This window comes from Paenibacillus pinihumi DSM 23905 = JCM 16419, from assembly GCF_000422505.1.
Lineage (GTDB): Bacteria > Bacillota > Bacilli > Paenibacillales > Paenibacillaceae > Paenibacillus_D > Paenibacillus_D pinihumi.
Window position 1 is genome coordinate 20,352 of record NZ_AULX01000034.1, and the last position, 18,502, is coordinate 38,853.

Below are 18,502 nucleotides of genomic sequence, written 5' to 3' on the forward strand. Positions count from 1 at the left end.
TTCCATCTCAATAGAACGCACGGAGGATCGGCATGTACGGCGGTTACCTGTCTTATTTCGAGTAGACTTCCGGTTTAAGTACACCTATAAAAGGCAGGTTGCGGTATTTCTCCGCATAGTCAAGCCCGTAGCCAACCACGAATTCATCAGGCAGGCTAAAGCCTGTATAATCAGCTTCCAGATCGACTGTCCGGCGGGTCGGCTTGTCAAAAAGCGTCACCACGGTAACCGATTTGGAATTGCGTCTTTCCAGAACATCAATTAGATAGCTCAGCGTCAAGCCGCTGTCAATAATGTCTTCTACAATGAGGACATCTCTTCCTTCAACGGAAACGTCCAAATCCTTAATAATTTTTACAACACCCGAGGATTTGGTGGACTGGCCGTAGCTGGATATCGCCATAAAGTCAATTTCAAGCGGAATATTGATGTTTTTAACCAGATCCGCCATAAAAATAAACGCGCCTTTAAGGACGCAAATAACGAGCGGATTGCGCCCCTCGAAATCATGGCTCAGCGTATCGCCCAGTTCCTTGATTTTATCTTGAATTTGCTGTGCATCGTATAATATTTCCTTGATGTCGTCTAACAATGCTGCGACCTCCTGTTTTATAATTGCTTAATCCAACTTATGTCTATAATCGGGCCCGCATTCAGGTAGGAATGAAAAATATCCTTGCTTACTCCGGCAGGCCAGCTACTCGTATCCTTAGCACCTTGGCATCCGTATGTCCGGCAAGGGCATGGGCAGACCGGCGCAGGCCGGGAATCCATAAAATTCTTCCATCAGCGTCGCAAAGTAACGGCGCATGATCCCGCTTCGAACGCGGCCATTTCGCATCTACGAACATATCTTGCACTTTTTTTGTGCCGTTTAGTCCTAACACCTCCATACGATCTCCAGGCCGCCGATTCCGGACGAAGAGTGGATACGCCAGCGCCCCGCTGTCAAACCAGGCCTCAAGTCGTGAAGCCGGTCTTGCAGGCAGATCATCCCCAGGAACATACAGGGTGTCCACGAACCATTCCATTCCTGTCTCTGCAATAAACAGTCGGCCGTCTTGCTCTGTAAGCTCATACTCATAGGGGGCTGATGAATCTGTATCATTGCCCTTCCGCCATAACAGCATCCCATAATCGATGCAAAACCGGATTCCGCCGCCTGCATCAAGGCTTTCACCAGATAATGAGCCTTGTTCAGCCGCTTCCCGGACTGCTTCGATCCGTTCATAAGTGATGGCGTCTTTTTCCTGAATAAGATAGTTTAATATTAGTTTAATCAATCTCCTTTGTAAAGCGACGTGCAATTCCAGCAATGCATAGCGGTCCATGACCGCTTTCCCGGCGGACAGCCGGACCTTCTCCCTGAACAGCACGGCTGCCTCCCGCTTCATATAGTCGTCATCCGAACGGGCCATATCCGACAGGCGAAGCAGTGATTCGGCAAGCTTTGGATTCAGCTCCTCCAAATAAGGAATGACATCCAGCCTGACTTTGTTACGAAAATAATGACGCTTGAAGTTGCTGCTGTCCATACTGTACGGGAGATTATGATAATCGCAGTATGCAAGAAGCTCCGACTTGTTAATACGAAGCAGGGGACGGATAAGTTCCACGTTTTTTTCCGTTCGGGAAATCGGCATCCCCGCAAGCCCTCCGGGGCTTGTCCCGCGGATAATACGCATCAATACGGTCTCCGCCTGATCACCGGCATGATGCCCGAGCGCGATCCTCCCTGCCCCGCAGGCAGCAGCTGCTTCTTGGAGAAAAGCGTAACGCTGCTCACGTGCAGCAGCCTGTGCATTCATGCCGGTCTGCTCAATATAAGCCGGCAGGTTCAGCACGACAGTCTGCAAAGGAATACCGATGCTGGCGCACCACTCCGTTACAAGGGCCGCCTCCCGGGCAGATTCTTCAATCCGGAAGCCATGATTTACATGCGCAGCAGCAAGTGCAAGCTGCTCTGCCCCGGCAAGCTGCTGAAGCATATGGAGCAATGCCATCGAATCCGGGCCGCCAGAAAGTGCTGTCATGATTGTATCCCCCGGGCTCCACAGCTTGTACATTGCTGCAGTCTCCCTGACCCGATCCAATAATTCCTCCATAAGCTCCATCCTTTCTCTTTCCCCATCCATTCCTGATTCTAAAGAGCGCCAACCCCATCTTTATAATTCAGCTATACATTTAAATACCAAATTGCTGTTGCTGCCAGCATCAGCACGGACACGGCAAATGCTCTGAACAGCCATCGTGATCCTGACTTTTTGCGCTGCCGGGCAGAGCTTCTGGTCCGATATCGGCTCTGCCATGCGGCCGATGCTTCGCGCGCGCTGTTGAAGCCGCCGCTAAGCGCCTTCCCGAACCACTCTCCGAACGGAGCCAGGGTCACACTTTCTTTGACCAGCGCCAGCAATGCATTCACCGACCGGTCGCGGGACTTCAAAAGCTGAGCAAGCCGCCTGTCTTCCATGACCTGAATAAGCAGTACAGCCAGTGAAAATAAATCATAAGCCGGATCGGCGCGGCGTGAGCCAGCAGACCAGTACCCGCGGTCATACAGCTCTGTAAATTGGCGCACACTCTTGCCAATCGCCGTAACGCCCCCGTAGTCAATCAGATGCGCACGGCCATACTGGCTAACCAGCACATTATCCAGTTTCAGATCCCCGAACACCCAGCCCTCCTGATGAAGCTCGGCAAGCTGGCGCAGCAAATGAACACCGAGCAAAGAGTACCATTCAGACCCTTCACGCTGCAGATATTCTGTCATCGAAGAACCTTGTATGTATTGCATAACATAGAAGCAGTAATCCCGTCCCGGGTAATGCGTAAAATCATCGACATGAACCAGGAACGGCTCCCCGCTCCGGGACTTTGTATCGGTAATAGCCCGCAACACATTAATTTCGGATTGCAGGTCCGCAGCGTCTGCGCCGACCTTTAACGCATAACTTCTTCCCCGGTGAGAGACGAGAAATACTTTGCCGTTGGCACCTTCCCCCAGCAGGCGCTGGACTTCGTAACGCCCGCCATGCCATTTCCCGTATAGTATCGTACCTCTTGCAAGCCGCAGATCAAACGACGTAGTCACTCCGCAGCCCATCCATGTCATCTCTATGTCCTCTACCATAATCGTCTTTTCTATAAAAATCAATGACCTCCATGATTGCAGGGCCTGTAGGTGTTGTTCCCTGCATTTGCAGCCTGGAGAACAAGGCGGGGATATCTTTCATGCTGCGGGTCCATCCCATATCCAGGGCAGCACCTTCCCCATGCTTTCCGCCCGGAAAATGAAATACGCTCAGCTCGCTCTCTCCTTGGCGGGATTGCAGGCTCAGCATCAAATCCTTGATCGCTTCCTCGACCGCCTGCAGCTTGGGCTTCATGCTGGCGCTCGCATCAATAAGCAGAGCAACGCGAAGCTTGGCGGTCTCCCCCAGTTCGTCCATTACCCTCACAACCTCTCCCCGTTTTTCCGGAGGCAAGCTCTCCAGCGAGGAGTCGCCGAGCACCTGTTTCAGTTCCTTGTGGACCGCATTCTGAATGGTGTGCATTACGGTCTTCCTTGTCATCATTTGTACGGTGCGTGCCAGTTCCTTCGTATGGACCAGCCTGCTCAGGCCGCCTCCCGCCTTGGAAATTTCATTGATTTCCGTTGCACCTGCCTCTCCCAAATCACCCTGGTCCAGCACACCGACCACGTTCACCGTTATACCTTCTGCATATGCGTGGGCAGCCGCCGTGACCGGATTCATTCCGACATTGGAGCATCCGTCCGTAATTAATAGAATCTGCTTCATTGCCTTCTCCTCCTTGGAAACTCATCTATGACTTGCACTCTATCATTATTCCCTTAAGGGCCTGATCATAAACGGTCTGCGGACAAGAATGGAAGAATAGATTCTGACAGTCGGGGAACGCTTTGTTTCACATCATACGTAAATTTTTATATCAATCCGCTGGGTGCACAGGATACCAGGCTGAACGGCACTTCAGGCACAAATAAAGGATCAGGAGGCGCGCCCGTCCTGATCCTTCGATTCTGCTTGCCTTGCTCCACACGTATGCCCGCTTCCCGGACGGGATCAGCTCACCGTCCTTGGCCGCTCCAGCCTGGACATTCCAGGCCAGCGGAAAGTTGCCCATTCCGGCTGATGCTTCTCAATTTTGGCGACAACAACCGTCATATCGTCCATGATCTGGCCGTCATGATGCCGGACGACCTTCTCCAGCAGCTGCTCGGCAATCTCCTGTGGCTGATCCACCTGAATCTCCTGAATGACCCGCTTCATCCACATCTCCTTGTTCACGGCATGTCCGGGAGCATCATAGATGCCATCCGTCATCATAATCAGCGTATCACCCGGCTGCAGCTGAACCCGGATCAAGTCCACGTCTATCTCCTGCAGGATGCCGACCGGCAGATTATTGGCTGTTATCATAATGACCTCGCTTCCCCGTTTAATAAAACTCGGAGTCGAACCAATTTTCATAAAGGTAGTCTTGGCCGTGTACATATCAATTAAGGCCACATCGACGGTCGCATACATTTCATCTGAGGAGCGCAGCAGCAGTACTGAATTTACCGATTTGATCGCCAGCTTCTCATCCATTCCCGATTGCAGAAGCTGCTGCAAGATGGAGAGCGCTGTACTGCTCTCAAGACGGGCCCGCTCTCCGTTGCCCATACCATCGCTGATGGCGACGGCAAATTTCCCGTTGCCGAGCTCTACCGTGCTGAAGCTGTCTCCCGATAACAAATCCCCTCCTTTTGCTGCTCCGGCGATTCCCGTCTCCACTTCATATTCTTTGGCCGACCCGAATTGCACAGTAGACGGATGGCCGGACTGCTCCGCGTAGCGCTCAGTTTTTACTGCAATATGCTCGCCCAGTATATCGCTCAACAGCGGCGCTATAATTTTTCGGCATTCGTCATAGCCCTTGCCGAATGTATGGGCAATCTCAATTTCCACATTCCCCTCCTCTAGTGAAATAATATCGACGCTCTGAATGGAAAGGCCAAGCCCTTCCAGCGCCTCGCGGATTTGCTCCTCCTGAAGATGAAGCTCCTGTCCCTCCCGTTTAATTTCCTTGGCCAGATCCTCCATAACCTGGGACACCCCGGAAAGTTGCTCAGCTACGAGCTGGCGGGCGTCCTGAATCTGCCTTTTGTAGTGCTGATCATGCTGGTACAGCTCATACTGATGCTGCATCACGCCAATCACCTGCTTGGGTTTGACACAGTGTGTCGACCATTCCCGGGGAACTTCTTTGATCCCAGGCCTTCTCCCTTCTTCAATGGACATCATCATCTCTGTCATCAGCTTATAGGTCTGATAGAACTTCCCCTCCCAGCACAGATTTTTCCGGTGGCAGCTGGCACATGTCTTCTCTGCCACAACATTCATGAAATGACTGATTTCCTCCTCTCTCTTCTTCTCTGTATCCGTCACCTGAACAAGCGGACTGAAGCTGCGGGCGAGTTGCCGGAATACTTCCGAAAACTGTGTTACCCGCTGCGCTGTCACATCCCGGACCCGCTTGGCATATTCGTGCTGTGATTTCATATGTTCATTCGTACCCGGCACGTATCGGGCAATTGTTTGAATAACACTGCGAGGCGTGCATAGAAACAGCAGCACCGCGGCTACGGATTCCCAGGTGGAGCTCAGGATATTGGTTTGATTCCCTATATAAATGGATAATATAGAAGTACCAAGCAGCATGCCGAAGGCGACGGCCGTTTTACCTCCGTCCCGCAACAAACCGGCCAGTAAACCGGCAAAAGCCAGCAGACTCATTTGCACGATAGCGTTCATATCCGCCAGGCTTAAAATCAGTCCGGCAACTACCCCCACTGAAGCGCCAAGGGGAGCCCCGCCCACCAGGGCGAAAAGCAGCAGCAGGTACCTGGACATAACATGTTCCACTGACATGCTGTAAACCACCCAGCCGACCGCTCCCGTCATAATGGAGGCCAGCATTATCATCATACATATAATCTCCTCCGTCTTGAGCGAGGCGGACCGCTTCGTCATCGTCAGCACAGGCAGCGCCTGAATGAAGACAAGCGTCAGTACGAAACTTAGACCCGCCTCCACACCTACCATCATTAACTCGTACCAGCCGAGGGTGTCCAGAATGACGACATTGAACAGCCGGACCAGCAGTATGGAGATGAAGACTAGCAGCGGCGCATAATTCAGCTCTGCCTTCTCATAAGCTTCCAGTCCTTTGACGATCAGGAAGAAGATAGCGATCTGCAGTGCAATCCAGGCGGGAGCAGGCGAAGCTGCCAGCCAGCTTCCTGCAACCAGTGATATAGCGACGATCCGGTATGCATCCTTGCGAAGGAAATAAATAACGGCAAAATAGGCAATCGCAAATGGAGACAACGATTCCAAAATTGTTGCACGTCCAAGCAGGAAACCGACGGCCATAAACAATAATGTCCAGCGCTTGGCTGCAACGATTTGAACCCACCTGCGAGTCGCCGCCCAGTTCAGCCCCTTTTGAATTGCCGTATTCACCGCACCTGTACGTTTTACGCCAGGCAACAACACCAGATTCTGCTTGTCCATGATTTTGGCACCACCATTCCGATTTTTTGATGTGCCTCTAATTATAGGAGCCGGGTTTTATAAAGTTTGTCAGAACCCGTAGCTTGTCCAAAAGTTTTTTCCGACAAAAACAAGCGCAGTCAAAAGCAGCTGACAATTGCGTGTCGCACCCAGTCCCCGCCTATGTTTGGAGCATCCTCCACACTTGCAATTGTCGCCCTGCCGTCTACAAAAAGCGTGGCTGGCTGCAAGGCATTCAATAGGGGAACATCGTCCGAACCTGTCGGAGTAGAAGGATATCTCAGGGAAAGTTCTGGTTCTAAATTAAAATTGACGTTTCATGCGCTATGCCGTCCGCAATATCTGCGGACTCAAGCTGATCTTGACAGCGGAACCGCTGTTTCGCGCATACCTGTGGGGGATTGCAGAAAAACAACATAAAAAAAAGCAGAACCATAGGTTCTGCTTTTATATGACAAAGTTCTAATTATACTCGTTTGGCTCCACGGCCTCCGCGCTTGGATTCCGTGTTTTTCTTGAGTGAAGAGATGCGCTCCTCGCTATCCTTCAGGAATCGCGACATTTTATCCTCGAATGAAGGTTTGCCGAAAGACGGTTTTCCAGCGCCTGATTTAAATGGACGTCCTCCACGATCTCCGCCCCCTCTTGGGGAACGGTCTCCTCCACCTCCACCTCCGAAGCGCTCGCGCGGTGGTGGCGACGGCTGCTGTCCCTCTGGACGATCAATCGCCTGTTTAATGGAAAGTCCGATCTTTCCGTCTTTGTCCACGTTGATCACTTTTACTTTGACGACATCGTCAATCTTGAGATGATCTTTCACGTCCTTGACGTAATTATCGGCAATTTCCGAAATGTGAACGAGCCCAGTGACACCCCCTGACAAATCGACGAATGCCCCGAAATGAGTAATGCCTGTCACTTTGCCCTCTAATTTGGCTCCCACTTCAATTGCCATAGAATAAAATGTTCCTCCCTAAAAGTTTTGCGAAGCAGACGTAAACGACTGCTGTCCTTTACTATTATACCAGCGGACGGTACACAGTGGAATACATGCTCGCATAAGTCATGAAATTTACATCTAAATTACACTTTTGACGGCACCTTGAAACAGCCAAGGCATAGAGTGTTGCCGCCTTGGCAACGGCAGAGAGCGTATCGCTTACAAAATCAGAGTCTCCATAGCGTGCACAGATAAATTCTGATAATGCATCATGCCGCGGGGCCGCACAAAAAAAGCTCTGGCCGGTTGTGCATAGTCATGTTTGCAAATATAAGTATAAACCGGGAGCAATCCCGAAATTCCTTATATTATCAAAAATTACTGCAAACCTCCATTACCGTGATTATAACCGAACCGAAGAAGCAAGGTCAACAGACGCAAGCGGAGGTAAAGCTAATTCGAGCCTGAAATCTGAATTTGCTTCTCTCCAGGCATTGTCATGCCATACTCCTTGCGCGCCAGCTCCTGAATATATTCCGGATCATTCAGCATACTCACACGCTGGTCAAGCTGCTCCTTCTGCTGCTTGACCTCATCGAGCTTGCTTTGGGCAGCAAGGTATCTCTCGTATGTGTCCCCTTTGCTGTAGCCCTGATTTAACATGGTGTAGGCGGCCCAGCCCATAAAGAGGATGACGAAGATTAACCATAACTTCAAGCGCCTCTTGGAGCCTTCATATGAAGTTTTCTTGGCTGTACTGCTTGTCCTCATGCATTCAATCCTCCCCAAACCATCTTTTCCATAATGCGATACAGCTTGTCTTGATACGGGTGAACCGCCCTATTATATCTATTCTCTTCCAATACGGCTCCAGTACGCGCCATAGCGGTCTGACAACCGGCCTGAGCATCCAGGCGAGCAAGAGCCAGAACGGACGCAGCAACTGACCGGTCAACTTTACTATAAACAGGGAGATTGCCAGCGCAAACCCCAACAGTACCCGAACGAGCTTGTAGAGCATCAGCAACGGCTTGATCACAAGCAGCTCAAAGCACCGTACAAGAAACCGCAGCAATTTGCGGATTGTTTCTATTAACCATACCACAAAAGCAATCACTGTTGAACTGAACAGCCAAAAATAGAACCCAATACCTATAAGAAGTCCTAAAAAAATATAAATTCGCACTTCCCCATCATTATTCGCCATTAAAACCCGAAAAACAATAAGTGTTGCTGCAAGCCAGTACAACAGGTCCAAAATTGGAATCCACAGCCTGCCAATATGTAAACGATTCGACACGACCCGGTAGCTGTCAAAAGCAACACCCATTCCAATTCCGGACAACAGCATCATCATTAGGGTCCCGAACTGCACACTCAGATTCACTTGAACAGCTTTCCGAACAACCCTTTGGATTTGACTGTTGTTCCCTGGCCATCCAGATAGGCGAGCGAATGGACAAGTCCTTCAATTGCAACGAGCCCCTGCTCGAGATTCAAATGTTTGATATGCAGGTTCTGTCCCTTGATTGCTAGAAACCCGCAGTCGGTGTCGAGCAGAAACTCCTCATTGTCAAAGCTCTCCACATTGCTTACACCGGAAATTTCCAGAAGCTTGCGGTTTAGCATCTTCAACTCCTGGCGCTTGGTTTTGGCTTGGTCATTCATAGCTTGGTCCCCCCCTTCCATCATTAGGTTATGCCGAATGGACAGGAAGTAGAACATGATAGGCCGGAAGAAATTTAGAAATGAAAGAGAGTTTGCAAAGAGGATGAGACGGGGATAACCGGACGAAGCGATATATAATCATTACAGCTGTACAAAAAAAGGCGGCTGCACGGATGCAGCCGCCTCTTTCATCTGATAACGCAAGCAGTGCCACTGAATCTGGTTATTACCAGTTAAGCGGGTCAGTACGCGGAATAGCCTCTTCGGCCAGCACCGTGTACATCTGCTCGGCTTCATCTTTACGGGTAGATTCAGCCAGTCGCTCAACCCGCACGGTGACGATCTTTTGCCCGAACTGAATTTTCAACTCGTCACCGGGCTTGACGGTATTGCTTGGCTTGGCTTCGCGGCCGTTAACCCATACACGCCCCTGCTCGGATACATCCTTGGCGACGGTACGGCGCTTGATGATACGCGAAACCTTCAAAAATTTATCAAGACGCATGTTTTACTTAACAGCTTCTTTTAATTTATTGCCGGCTTTGAACGCGGGCACGTTGGATTCCGGAATTTCGATTGTAGTACCTGTTTGCGGGTTGCGTCCGATACGGCCGTTGCGTTTGCGGGTTTCGAATGTCCCGAAGCCGATCAGTTGTACTTTGTCACCGCTGGAGAGCGCATCTGTTACTTCGCCCAGGAAGTTGTTCAGTACAGTCTCAACGTCACGCTTGGAAAGTCCGCTCTTGGCGGAAATGTTATTAATCAGATCTGTTTTATTCATATTGTTTTGCCTCCTAAATAGGTTCTCATTGATTTTTTAGTGGCGGTCTCCCGCTCTGATTTGAAAGAGTGAAACGACTTCCGAAGGATACTATTCTGCCCGCTATTGAAAAAATCCTGCCCCTATCATAACTTTTTTATGAAAAGTATATTCCGAGAAGAAACAAGATGCTGCGAATTGATCCTTGAAAAGGCTGTTATTTCAGCCGTTTCGCCTCCTCCCACCATTGATCCATTTCTATTAAATCAGTCTGGTCAAAAGTTTTGCCGTTTATACGAAGCTGCTCCTCAATATATGAGAACCGCTTTACAAACTTGCGGTTGGTGCGCTCTAGAGATTCTTCCGGGTCGGCATGCAGAAAGCGTGATAGATTCACAGCAGCAAACAACAGGTCTCCGAGCTCGTCAGCCATCTGCTCTCCATCCCCCGTGGATGCCGCCTCGCGCAGTTCCTGCAGTTCCTCCTGGGCTTTAGCAAATACATCGTCCAGCTTGTCCCAGTCAAAGCCGACCTTGGCCGCCTTCTTCTGCAGTTTGTAAGCCTTCATCAGCGCCGGCATCGGCGGAACGCCATCAAGCACAGAGTTGCGCTGGCTTCCCTTCATGGCTTTTTCCTCCGCCTTCATCTGCTCCCAGTTGTTCAGCGCTTCCTCGGCATTATCCGCGTCCTTGCCGCCGAATACGTGCGGGTGACGGAAGATGAGCTTTTCATTAAGCGATTGAATGACGTCATAAACGCTGAAGCTGCCCAGTTCCTCCTCCATCTGGCTGTGCAGCATAACCTGGAGGACGACATCGCCGAATTCCTCGCGCATCCCTTCGGGATCGTCATTATCCAGCGCTTCAATAGCCTCGTATGTTTCCTCGATGAAATTTTTGCGGATGGATTGATGTGTCTGCTCTCGGTCCCACGGGCAGCCTTCAGGACTGCGGAGAATACGGACAATCTCATGCAGCCGCTCAAAGGAACGATTGCGCAGACTGTCATCTGTGCTCGCAGCCACATATATCAGCGACAGATTTCCATAGCCATCCATCCGGTCCAGCTCATACAGAGGAATCGTAACAATCTGCTCCTCGCCAGGCACACCCAGTGCGTGACCGACAACAACGGGGTGTTCGTCCGGGTAGCGCTCCATCAGCGTCAGTTTCACCTCGGAGGCTGTATACATATCATACACCTGTCCGATTAGAGTATGGAGACGCGGATCAAGCTGGGAAGACTGCATCCCGGCTGCATCCAGCAGCTGGAAGCCCTCGATTGGATCAAAGCCCAGCGATATAAAAGCCTGATCGAGGAAGCTCTGCCCGCCTGCAATCTCAAGCCGTATCCCGCGCTCGGGGCAGCGCTCACGGAGAAGCTGCACCGTACGCTCAGCGACCATTGGATGCCCAGGCACAGCATACAGAATGCCATTTTGCTGCCCGGAACCGTTCTGCGTCCCTTCAGTGGCCTGTTCCTCTGCAAGCCGCAGCAGCTCCCCTGTAATCGCCTCATAGACATCCGGGAAGGATTCAGATGCCTCATATATGTAATCGAAGGTGGAGTAGCCCAGCCCTTCTTCATCCAACAGGGTCAGCATCGGATGCTTGCCGGTTCTGACATACCGCCGCTCCGTCTGCTGGACCTTGCGCCACACACCAAGGCTTAGCTGATCAGCATCTCCCGAGCCAAGCCCGACAATTGTAATTAACGGTTCCATCCTCTTCTCTCCTTCACATTAGTTCTGTTATGTGCGCCTCAGCAGGCGCAATCGTACCAACAGCCCGGCGAGCTTGCTGCCGCCGGGCAGCGCCCGCAACTCGCGCGCGCTCAGGCCGCCGCTGGCAATCAGCGCAGCGGCGAATACCGCCGCGCCGACGGCTACACCCGTCAGCGCAAGCACTGCCGCCGCGCCTCGGCCTTGCAGCGGCAGCATTCCGAGCAGCCCGCCATGCATGCGCCCGATCAGCCATAGCGCCGCAGCCATGCACGCGAGCGCAAACAAAGTGCCCGCCGCATATGGCCTGGCGGGCAGGCGCACGCTGGCGGTGCGAACGACCATTACAACGCCCGGCAGGGCGGCTGCGGTGAGCGCAATGGCGCCGGCGTAGGCGGCGCCTTCGATGCCATATGCAGGCACAAGCACGGCATTGAGCAGCCCCTTCAGCAGCGCCGCCACAAGCAGCAGCAGCGCAGGCAGCCGCACCGATCCCATGCCTTGCAGCAGGGCGGCGGTCACCGCATTCAGCGAACCGGCAAGCGCTGTACAGCATACCCAGATAAATGTCCAGGTGGACTGATTATCGGAATAAAGCAATATATTGATCGGTTCAGCCAACCAGACCAGACCAACCGTAGCGGCTGCACCAAACCACCAGGTAAAGCGCAATGTCAGCTCTGCCCGTAACGACATTTCCTTCAGGTCTCCCCGTGCGCGTGCGGCAGCCAGAGCCGGAACGAGCGCAGCAGCCGCTCCGCCTGCCACCATTACGACCAGCTGTACCAGCGGCTGGCCGCGGCTGTAAAGACCGAATAACGTCATCAGCTCCGTGCTTTCCAAGCCCGCTGCGGCGAGCAAACGGGGCACTGTGATTGCATCCACGATGCCCGCTACCGGAACGGCCAGGGAACCGAGTGCAACCGGGAAGGCCAAACGTGCCATACTGCTCATTGAAGCAAGCAGTCCCCTCCAGGACTTTGCCTTCGACCCGTGAGTGCCCGCAAACGCAAGCCCGCTGTGCACTCCGCCATCTGGCGCCATTGCTCCAGCCGGCTTGTGCTTCAATTCACCATTTGCGTCCAGTGCACAATTCTCCTCTGAAGAATGCGGCGGCACCACTGAAATCTGCAAGCCGCGCTTGTCCGCAGTATGCCCGGCATAGCGGGGCCGGACGCGCCGCGCCGGATCCCGCAGCCAGAACAGCAGCAGCACAGCCAATCCGGCTGAGCCTCCTGCGGCAGTACCTGCCATTGTTCCAGCAGCTACATGACTCTCCGGCCAGCCTGCAGCGAGGCCAATGAGCAGCAGCGACAGCATTGCCGCTACGCGGAACGTCTGCTCCATAACCTGTGACAGCGCGGAGGGAAGCATCTGCTGCTGCCCCTGAAAATAGCCCCGCAGCGCTCCGACTACCGGCACAATCCAAAGACCGAGCGAGGCCATCCGGACAGCCCAGGCCGTATCTGCATCACCCAGCCATGCGGCAGCCAGATCTGCAATGACCCACATGACGCCAAAGCCCAGAATCCCGCCGGCCATAAGCAGCAGCACCCCGGCACGGAGCACGCCCTGCATCGCCGCTCTGTCACCAGCTTCATAATAGCGGGCAATCATCAGGGATACTGCTACCGGGATACCGGCAGAAGACAAATAAAGGAGCAGCTGATAAAGCGGATACACGGCATTGTAAATGCCGAATACACGGTCTCCCGCCAGATTTTGCAGCGGAATCTTCTGAAATGTACCCAGTACCTTGCTGAACAGCGCAGCTCCAGCCAGAAGCGCAGCACCATGCAGCCAATTATTCCGCCGAGGCGGAGCTTTGGAGCCGGAGGGCGCTGTATATTGTGTATCTTTGACTACACTCATATGTACTACAAGCACCTGCCTATCTGATCAAGCCTGATACCCATTATACTTTAAAATGGCCGGATGCGCTTAAACCATGCAGATGCAAAGGTACGCAAAAAGCTCCCGCAGCATCAGTCACCCCTTGCTGTGGAAGCCATTTTGCGAAAATAAAATTTGTGATAAGCAAACGGGAGGAATTACTGCTCCATCTGTTTGGCCAGGAAGCCTGCGGCTGTCTCAGCCATTTTAATCTCCATCTGGCCCATCTTCACAGACTCGTCCTTGCTGACCATGACTACCGTTCCAATGGGGTCGCCCCCTGCAATAATAGGTGCAGCAACGAGGGAAGAATAGGTCTCGTTGTTATCCTTGACCAGCTCCTGGGATGTGCTTGAAGACTCGGCAACCGTCTTGCGGTTCTCCATACAGCTCTCCAGCAGTTGCCCGATCTGCTTATCCAGATATTCCTTCTTGGAAGCTCCGGCCAGAGCAATAATGGTGTCCCGGTCCGAAATCATCGTAATATGATTGGTGCTCTCAAACAAGGACTCGGCATATTCCTTGGCAAAATCGCCAAGCTCGCCAATCGGGGAATATTTCTTAAGGATAACCTCTCCATCACGGTCTACAAAAATTTCAAGCGGGTCGCCTTCACGTATGCGCAGCGTCCGGCGGATTTCCTTGGGGATGACCACACGGCCGAGATCATCGATACGACGCACGATTCCTGTTGCTTTCATTTCATGTTGCCCCACTTTCACCAAAATTTGAATTCCTTGGGATTAGACAACCTGGACGGTCGCTGCCTGGTAGACATCCGTAGCTGTCCTTTAGCTATGCTCAAGATTCATGCAAGAGACCAAAGCGGGTGCGCAGCCATCATGAATGTCCCAACACACCGACGCCCTACAGCGGCAATACGCCGATTGAAGTCCTTTCGAATCTGACCATAGTATTCATCCGCTCCCAAATTCTTATACATCCCCTTCCCCACACAAATTTGCGCCATATTTCCTGTCCGGGCAAATTTCGGTTCCACGTGAAACAGCGGGGACTTGTTTCTCAGCCCCCGCTGACATCTACTCACTCATCTGTCATACAGCCTCATAAGCATTGCAATACGCAAATCAACTTTCACGGTTAAACCAGCTTCTTGCGGAGCGCGCCCGATATCCAGTCGATAAGCGTAATCATTACAATAATTCCGAGCAGAATTATGCCTACCCGGTCCCAGCTTCGCGAGCTGAGGGCAAAAATAAGCGGCGTCCCGATTCCCCCTGCTCCAATAATGCCCAGTATAGTCGCTGAACGCACATTGATCTCGAAGCGGTACAACATATAGGACAGAAAGCCCGGCAGCACCTGCGGCAGAACGGCAAACCACAGGATTTGCAGCCGGCTGGCGCCGCACGCGGTCAATGCCTCCACCGGCCCTTTGTCCATATTCTCAATCTCATCAGCAAACAATTTGCCCAGCATCCCGACCGAGTGCAGGCCAAGTGCCAATACCCCGGCAAAAGCCACCGGACCTACCGCCTTGATAAACAACAAGGCCATAATAATTTCAGGGAAGGTGCGAATGACACTCAGCACCATTTTGCCAGACCCGGATATTAGCTTCGAACGGCTCAGATTCGATGCCGCCCAGAAAGCAAAGGGAACACAGATCACAGTAGAAATGACTGTTCCCAGCACTGAAATGGCCAGCGTATCCAGCAGTCCGCGCAGCAGGTCCTCGCCGTCCGGCAAATAGACGTACCCCCAGTCCGGGGAGAAGAGGCCTGCCAGAATCGCTTTGGATATTTGCCCGGCAGTCTCTTTAATGCCTGTAAACGGCACTCCGGCAATTGCCCAGACGTATACAGCTGCAATAACCGTGATTATAATCCAGCGGTAAGGGCTCTTCTTGGGCTTTCGAATCGTATCGTTCCAGGATTTACTCATAGCAACTTCTCCCGCAGCTTCGAGCTGATATAATCGATGACCAGTACAATAGCAAGTGTAAACAGAATAATGACGGCCGTCTTGTTATACTCCAGATACCCAAGCGTCACTTCATAATACAAGCCTATGCCTCCTGCACCCACGAGGCCCAGAATAGCGGCTGCACGCACATTAATCTCAAAGGTATACAGGACATATGAAGCAAAATGGGCCTGAATCTGCGGAATGACGCTGTAGGCAATAAGCTGCGAATAATTCGCACCGACTGCGGTCATCGCTTCGAGCGGCCCCCGGTCAATTGTCTCCAGTGCCTCGTAAGTCAGCTTCGCAATAAGACCGAAGGAAAATACACCGAGCGCGAATATTCCCGGCAAAGGTCCGAGTCCGAAGATGGCAACAAAGATAGCTGCCAGCAGTAAATCCGGTACGGTCCTGACGAGATTGAGTAAAAAGCGCACCGGCAAATAGATCCATCTGGTGCGGGTCAGATTGCTTGCACAAAGCAAGGCAACAGGCAGCGCCGCTACCGCTCCTATCGTCGTGCCCAGCAAGGCCATGCGGATCGTGTCCAGCATCGCATCAGCAATATGAAGGACATAGCTCCACTTGGGAGGGAACATTTCCCTAATCAGATCGAACATATTCGGAAGCCCATCGATCAGCTCGCCAAAAGTCGAATCCGTCTGAACCGCACTACCCCACAGCAGCAGCAAGACAAGTACGGCTGTCAAATAATGCTTGAGCCTGCCGGGAGACTGCGGACGGATTGACTGGTCTGATCCTGCGCCCTTGCTCATATCGCCCGCTCCTCCAGCATCTCGTCCTGTCGGATCGGACGGCCATAAATTTCAGCAAATTTCTCATCCGTTGCTTCCTCTACGGGTCCGTCAAATACAACCTCCCCCGCACGCAAGCCGATAATCCGGGTGGCATATTGACGGGCCAGATCAATAAAGTGCAGATTGACGATCGTCGTAATGCCCAACTCCTGGTTAATCCGCTTGAGATCATCCATGACCTGCTTGGTCGTTAACGGATCAAGAGAGGCGACCGGCTCATCAGCCAAAATAATTTTGGCCTCCTGGGCCAACACACGGGCAATCGCCACCCGCTGCTGCTGGCCTCCGGACAGTTCATCCGCGCGGGCGTAGGCCTTCTCTACAATATTAACCCTCTCCAGCGCCTGAAAGGCCAGTTCCATATCTTCCTTCGGGAACAGCCCCATAACCGTACGCCAGGTCGGGTGATAGCCAACCCGGCCGGCCAGCACATTTCTCAAGACAGTTGTACGCTTGACCAGATTGAAGCTTTGAAAAATCATGCCGATATCACGGCGGATTCTGCGCAGGTTCTTCCCCGCCGCGCTGGTAATAGAGCTGCCGTCGATGATAATGTCGCCTTCGGTAATGTCATGAAGGCGGTTAATTGAACGAAGCAGTGTTGATTTGCCCGCTCCCGACAGGCCGACTATAACAATAAACTCTCCTTTATCAAAAGAGAGGTTAATTCCGTTCAAGCCTTTTGTTCCATTGGCGTAGGTTTTCGATACATTTTTCAGCTCTATCACAAGATTTCATCCTTTTGAACGTTATGGTGTGGTGAATCCGGCAGTCCTCAGCAGTGACTGTACCTTGAGCGCAGACGCATGCCGGGAACAGACCTTTTCAAGAGCAAACGGCTTTGACATCCGTCCTTTGACAGACAACAGCTTCATTTCGCGCAGAAATATAAGCCAATGATAAAGGTGAAACTTATACTTTCTTATATTTTAAAATAGCCAGCCAAAGTGCAACTGCACTCTGACTGGCTTGCAGGACTCAAAATGCTATTACTTCTTTCAGGACTAACCCTGAGTGACTACGGCAGATTCGTTACCTGCACAAATCTGTCAGTCTATTCGGTCTTCACCTTTTCCCCGTACTGGCGGACAATATCAAAAATGCTGTCTTCAGACTTCACATAGCCCTCATGGGAGTAAATTTCCTTAATAATCGCATGGCCTTCCGTATCCTTGCCGATGTCGATAAAAGCTTGCTGGATTTTGTCTGCCCATTCCTTGTTCATGTCGGAACGGACTGTAATCGTGTCATTCGGAATATTCTCCGTGAACGTCAATACCCGTGTATCCTCGAATACCTTCGGATAATCCTTCTTCACAATATTGCGGGCATCCTGGAAAATAGCAGCAGCATCCACATCACCATTCAATACGGCGAGCACGCCCTGATCATGGCCTTTGACCGTAACCGCCTGAACATCCTTGAGCGGATCGAGCCCGGCTTCCATCATCTTTCCGGCCGGCCATACAAAACCCGCAGATGAGGTGACGTTCTGGTACGCCATCCGTTTGCCTTTGAGGTCCTCAATCGTCTGAATCGGGGAATCCTTCTTTACGATAATCATCGCTTTATAGAAATCCACCAGTTGATCGGTCGGCTCGCCACTCTCATCCTTAACGCCAAACCGCTGGGCCTGGAGAATAACCTCGGCGGCACCCTTTTCCTTCGCCAGCACGTAGGCAGTTGGCGGCAGGAAGCCGACGTCGACCTTTTTCGAAGCCATCGCTTCAATAATTGTATTGTAATCCGTTGAGACACTAACCTTCACAGGAATGCCGAGACGGTCGGTGAGCAGCTTTTCCAGCGGTTTGGCCTTGGCTTCAAGAGTATCTGCATTTTGCGAAGGAACAAATTGCACGGTCAGCTTATCCGGTACGAATCCGGCGTCCGCAGATGACGAATCTGCCGGTTTTTTCCCTGTTTGCGCCGTATTTGTGCCGGAAGAATCAGCGCCGCTGCTATTTTTGCCCGTGTTTGCAGGTTCCTTGGCCCCACAACCGCTCACGACCAGAATGGACAAAAGTAAAGGTATGATGATGCCACTTAATTTTCTCAAACGGTATAACCTCCACAGATCAATTTAACTGCTTGTTCCACTATATAGGAGTTCTGTTAAAGGAATGTAAAAGAAATTGAAAGGTTTTGTAAAATTTTGAAATTTTAATAGACATCCTATTTTGATTTGCTAGAATGAGC

The 18,502-nt window shown here is 51.8% G+C and carries 18 protein-coding genes; all 18 read right to left on the bottom strand.

All coding sequences use genetic code 11. The features are described from left to right. Positions 1–52: 52 nt before the first annotated feature. Complete coding sequence (hpt, locus tag H583_RS0112150) at positions 53–592, bottom strand: hypoxanthine phosphoribosyltransferase (protein ID WP_028560707.1); 540 nt, start codon at positions 590–592, stop codon at positions 53–55. Between the two features lie 88 nt (positions 593–680). Further along, positions 681–2,105: a tRNA lysidine(34) synthetase TilS gene (gene tilS / locus H583_RS0112155; RefSeq protein ID WP_028560708.1), complete on the bottom strand. Its 1,425-nt coding sequence runs from the start codon at positions 2,103–2,105 to the stop codon at positions 681–683. 71 nt (positions 2,106–2,176) lie between these two features. After that, a complete protein-coding gene (locus tag H583_RS0112160; protein WP_028560709.1) occupies positions 2,177–3,091 on the bottom strand; it encodes a serine/threonine protein kinase in 915 nt (304 codons plus the stop codon). Further along, complete coding sequence (locus H583_RS0112165; RefSeq protein WP_028560710.1) at positions 3,075–3,800, bottom strand: vWA domain-containing protein; 726 nt, start codon at positions 3,798–3,800, stop codon at positions 3,075–3,077. Before H583_RS0112165 ends, H583_RS0112160 begins: the two co-directional genes overlap by 17 nt. Positions 3,801–4,085: 285 nt before the next feature. Next, complete coding sequence (spoIIE, locus tag H583_RS0112170; protein WP_028560711.1) at positions 4,086–6,581, bottom strand: stage II sporulation protein E; 2,496 nt, start codon at positions 6,579–6,581, stop codon at positions 4,086–4,088. 466 nt (positions 6,582–7,047) lie between these two features. Then, complete coding sequence (locus tag H583_RS0112180; RefSeq protein ID WP_028560712.1) at positions 7,048–7,536, bottom strand: S1 domain-containing RNA-binding protein; 489 nt, start codon at positions 7,534–7,536, stop codon at positions 7,048–7,050. Positions 7,537–7,974: 438 nt separating this feature from the next. Continuing rightward, positions 7,975–8,292: an FtsB family cell division protein gene (locus H583_RS0112185; protein ID WP_028560713.1), complete on the bottom strand. Its 318-nt coding sequence runs from the start codon at positions 8,290–8,292 to the stop codon at positions 7,975–7,977. 4 nt (positions 8,293–8,296) lie between these two features. Beyond that, entirely contained in the window at positions 8,297–8,908 is a 612-nt protein-coding gene (gene yabQ / locus H583_RS0112190) for a spore cortex biosynthesis protein YabQ (RefSeq protein WP_028560714.1), read from the bottom strand. Continuing rightward, positions 8,905–9,189, bottom strand: a complete 285-nt coding sequence (gene yabP / locus H583_RS0112195; RefSeq protein WP_028560715.1) for a sporulation protein YabP — start codon at positions 9,187–9,189, stop codon at positions 8,905–8,907. Before yabP ends, yabQ begins: the two co-directional genes overlap by 4 nt. A gap of 226 nt (positions 9,190–9,415) precedes the next feature. Further along, positions 9,416–9,694, bottom strand: a complete 279-nt coding sequence (locus H583_RS0112200) for an RNA-binding S4 domain-containing protein (protein WP_028560716.1) — start codon at positions 9,692–9,694, stop codon at positions 9,416–9,418. Between the two features lie 3 nt (positions 9,695–9,697). Continuing rightward, complete coding sequence (locus H583_RS0112205; protein ID WP_028560717.1) at positions 9,698–9,970, bottom strand: HU family DNA-binding protein; 273 nt, start codon at positions 9,968–9,970, stop codon at positions 9,698–9,700. Between the two features lie 196 nt (positions 9,971–10,166). Further along, positions 10,167–11,672: a bifunctional methyltransferase/pyrophosphohydrolase YabN gene (gene yabN / locus H583_RS0112210; protein ID WP_028560718.1), complete on the bottom strand. Its 1,506-nt coding sequence runs from the start codon at positions 11,670–11,672 to the stop codon at positions 10,167–10,169. 27 nt (positions 11,673–11,699) lie between these two features. Beyond that, positions 11,700–13,541 (bottom strand): oligosaccharide flippase family protein, encoded by a 1,842-nt coding sequence (locus H583_RS0112215; protein WP_036709410.1) that lies wholly within the window; start codon positions 13,539–13,541, stop codon positions 11,700–11,702. Between the two features lie 179 nt (positions 13,542–13,720). Beyond that, positions 13,721–14,263, bottom strand: coding sequence for a stage V sporulation protein T (gene spoVT, locus H583_RS0112220; protein ID WP_028560720.1), 543 nt, complete (start codon positions 14,261–14,263; stop codon positions 13,721–13,723). Positions 14,264–14,663: 400 nt separating this feature from the next. Then, positions 14,664–15,467: a phosphonate ABC transporter, permease protein PhnE gene (gene phnE, locus H583_RS0112225; protein WP_028560721.1), complete on the bottom strand. Its 804-nt coding sequence runs from the start codon at positions 15,465–15,467 to the stop codon at positions 14,664–14,666. Further along, complete coding sequence (phnE, locus tag H583_RS0112230) at positions 15,464–16,264, bottom strand: phosphonate ABC transporter, permease protein PhnE (protein ID WP_028560722.1); 801 nt, start codon at positions 16,262–16,264, stop codon at positions 15,464–15,466. The genes phnE (H583_RS0112225) and phnE (H583_RS0112230) overlap by 4 nt, the downstream gene beginning before the upstream one ends. Further along, on the bottom strand, positions 16,261–17,034 hold the full coding sequence (gene phnC / locus H583_RS0112235; protein ID WP_028560723.1) for a phosphonate ABC transporter ATP-binding protein: 774 nt from the start codon (positions 17,032–17,034) through the stop codon (positions 16,261–16,263). Before phnC ends, phnE (H583_RS0112230) begins: the two co-directional genes overlap by 4 nt. Before the next feature lie 326 nt (positions 17,035–17,360). Beyond that, positions 17,361–18,362, bottom strand: coding sequence for a phosphate/phosphite/phosphonate ABC transporter substrate-binding protein (locus tag H583_RS0112240; RefSeq protein ID WP_028560724.1), 1,002 nt, complete (start codon positions 18,360–18,362; stop codon positions 17,361–17,363). Between the last annotated feature and the right edge of the window lie 140 nt (positions 18,363–18,502).

Bases quoted from the DNA above. Each gene is read 5' to 3' on its own strand.
- tilS (WP_028560708.1), bottom strand. From the start codon at position 2,105: ATGGAGGAATTATTGGATCGGGTCAGGGAGACTGCAGCAATGTACAAG.
- H583_RS0112165 (WP_028560710.1), bottom strand. From the start codon at position 3,800: ATGAAGCAGATTCTATTAATTACGGACGGATGCTCCAATGTCGGAATG.
- spoIIE (WP_028560711.1), bottom strand. From the start codon at position 6,581: ATGGACAAGCAGAATCTGGTGTTGTTGCCTGGCGTAAAACGTACAGGT.
- H583_RS0112180 (WP_028560712.1), bottom strand. From the start codon at position 7,536: ATGGCAATTGAAGTGGGAGCCAAATTAGAGGGCAAAGTGACAGGCATT.
- H583_RS0112185 (WP_028560713.1), bottom strand. From the start codon at position 8,292: ATGAGGACAAGCAGTACAGCCAAGAAAACTTCATATGAAGGCTCCAAG.
- yabP (WP_028560715.1), bottom strand. From the start codon at position 9,189: ATGAATGACCAAGCCAAAACCAAGCGCCAGGAGTTGAAGATGCTAAAC.
- H583_RS0112200 (WP_028560716.1), bottom strand. From the start codon at position 9,694: ATGCGTCTTGATAAATTTTTGAAGGTTTCGCGTATCATCAAGCGCCGT.
- H583_RS0112205 (WP_028560717.1), bottom strand. From the start codon at position 9,970: ATGAATAAAACAGATCTGATTAATAACATTTCCGCCAAGAGCGGACTT.
- yabN (WP_028560718.1), bottom strand. From the start codon at position 11,672: ATGGAACCGTTAATTACAATTGTCGGGCTTGGCTCGGGAGATGCTGAT.
- H583_RS0112215 (WP_036709410.1), bottom strand. From the start codon at position 13,541: ATGAGTGTAGTCAAAGATACACAATATACAGCGCCCTCCGGCTCCAAA.
- spoVT (WP_028560720.1), bottom strand. From the start codon at position 14,263: ATGAAAGCAACAGGAATCGTGCGTCGTATCGATGATCTCGGCCGTGTG.
- phnE (WP_028560721.1), bottom strand. From the start codon at position 15,467: ATGAGTAAATCCTGGAACGATACGATTCGAAAGCCCAAGAAGAGCCCT.
- phnE (WP_028560722.1), bottom strand. From the start codon at position 16,264: ATGAGCAAGGGCGCAGGATCAGACCAGTCAATCCGTCCGCAGTCTCCC.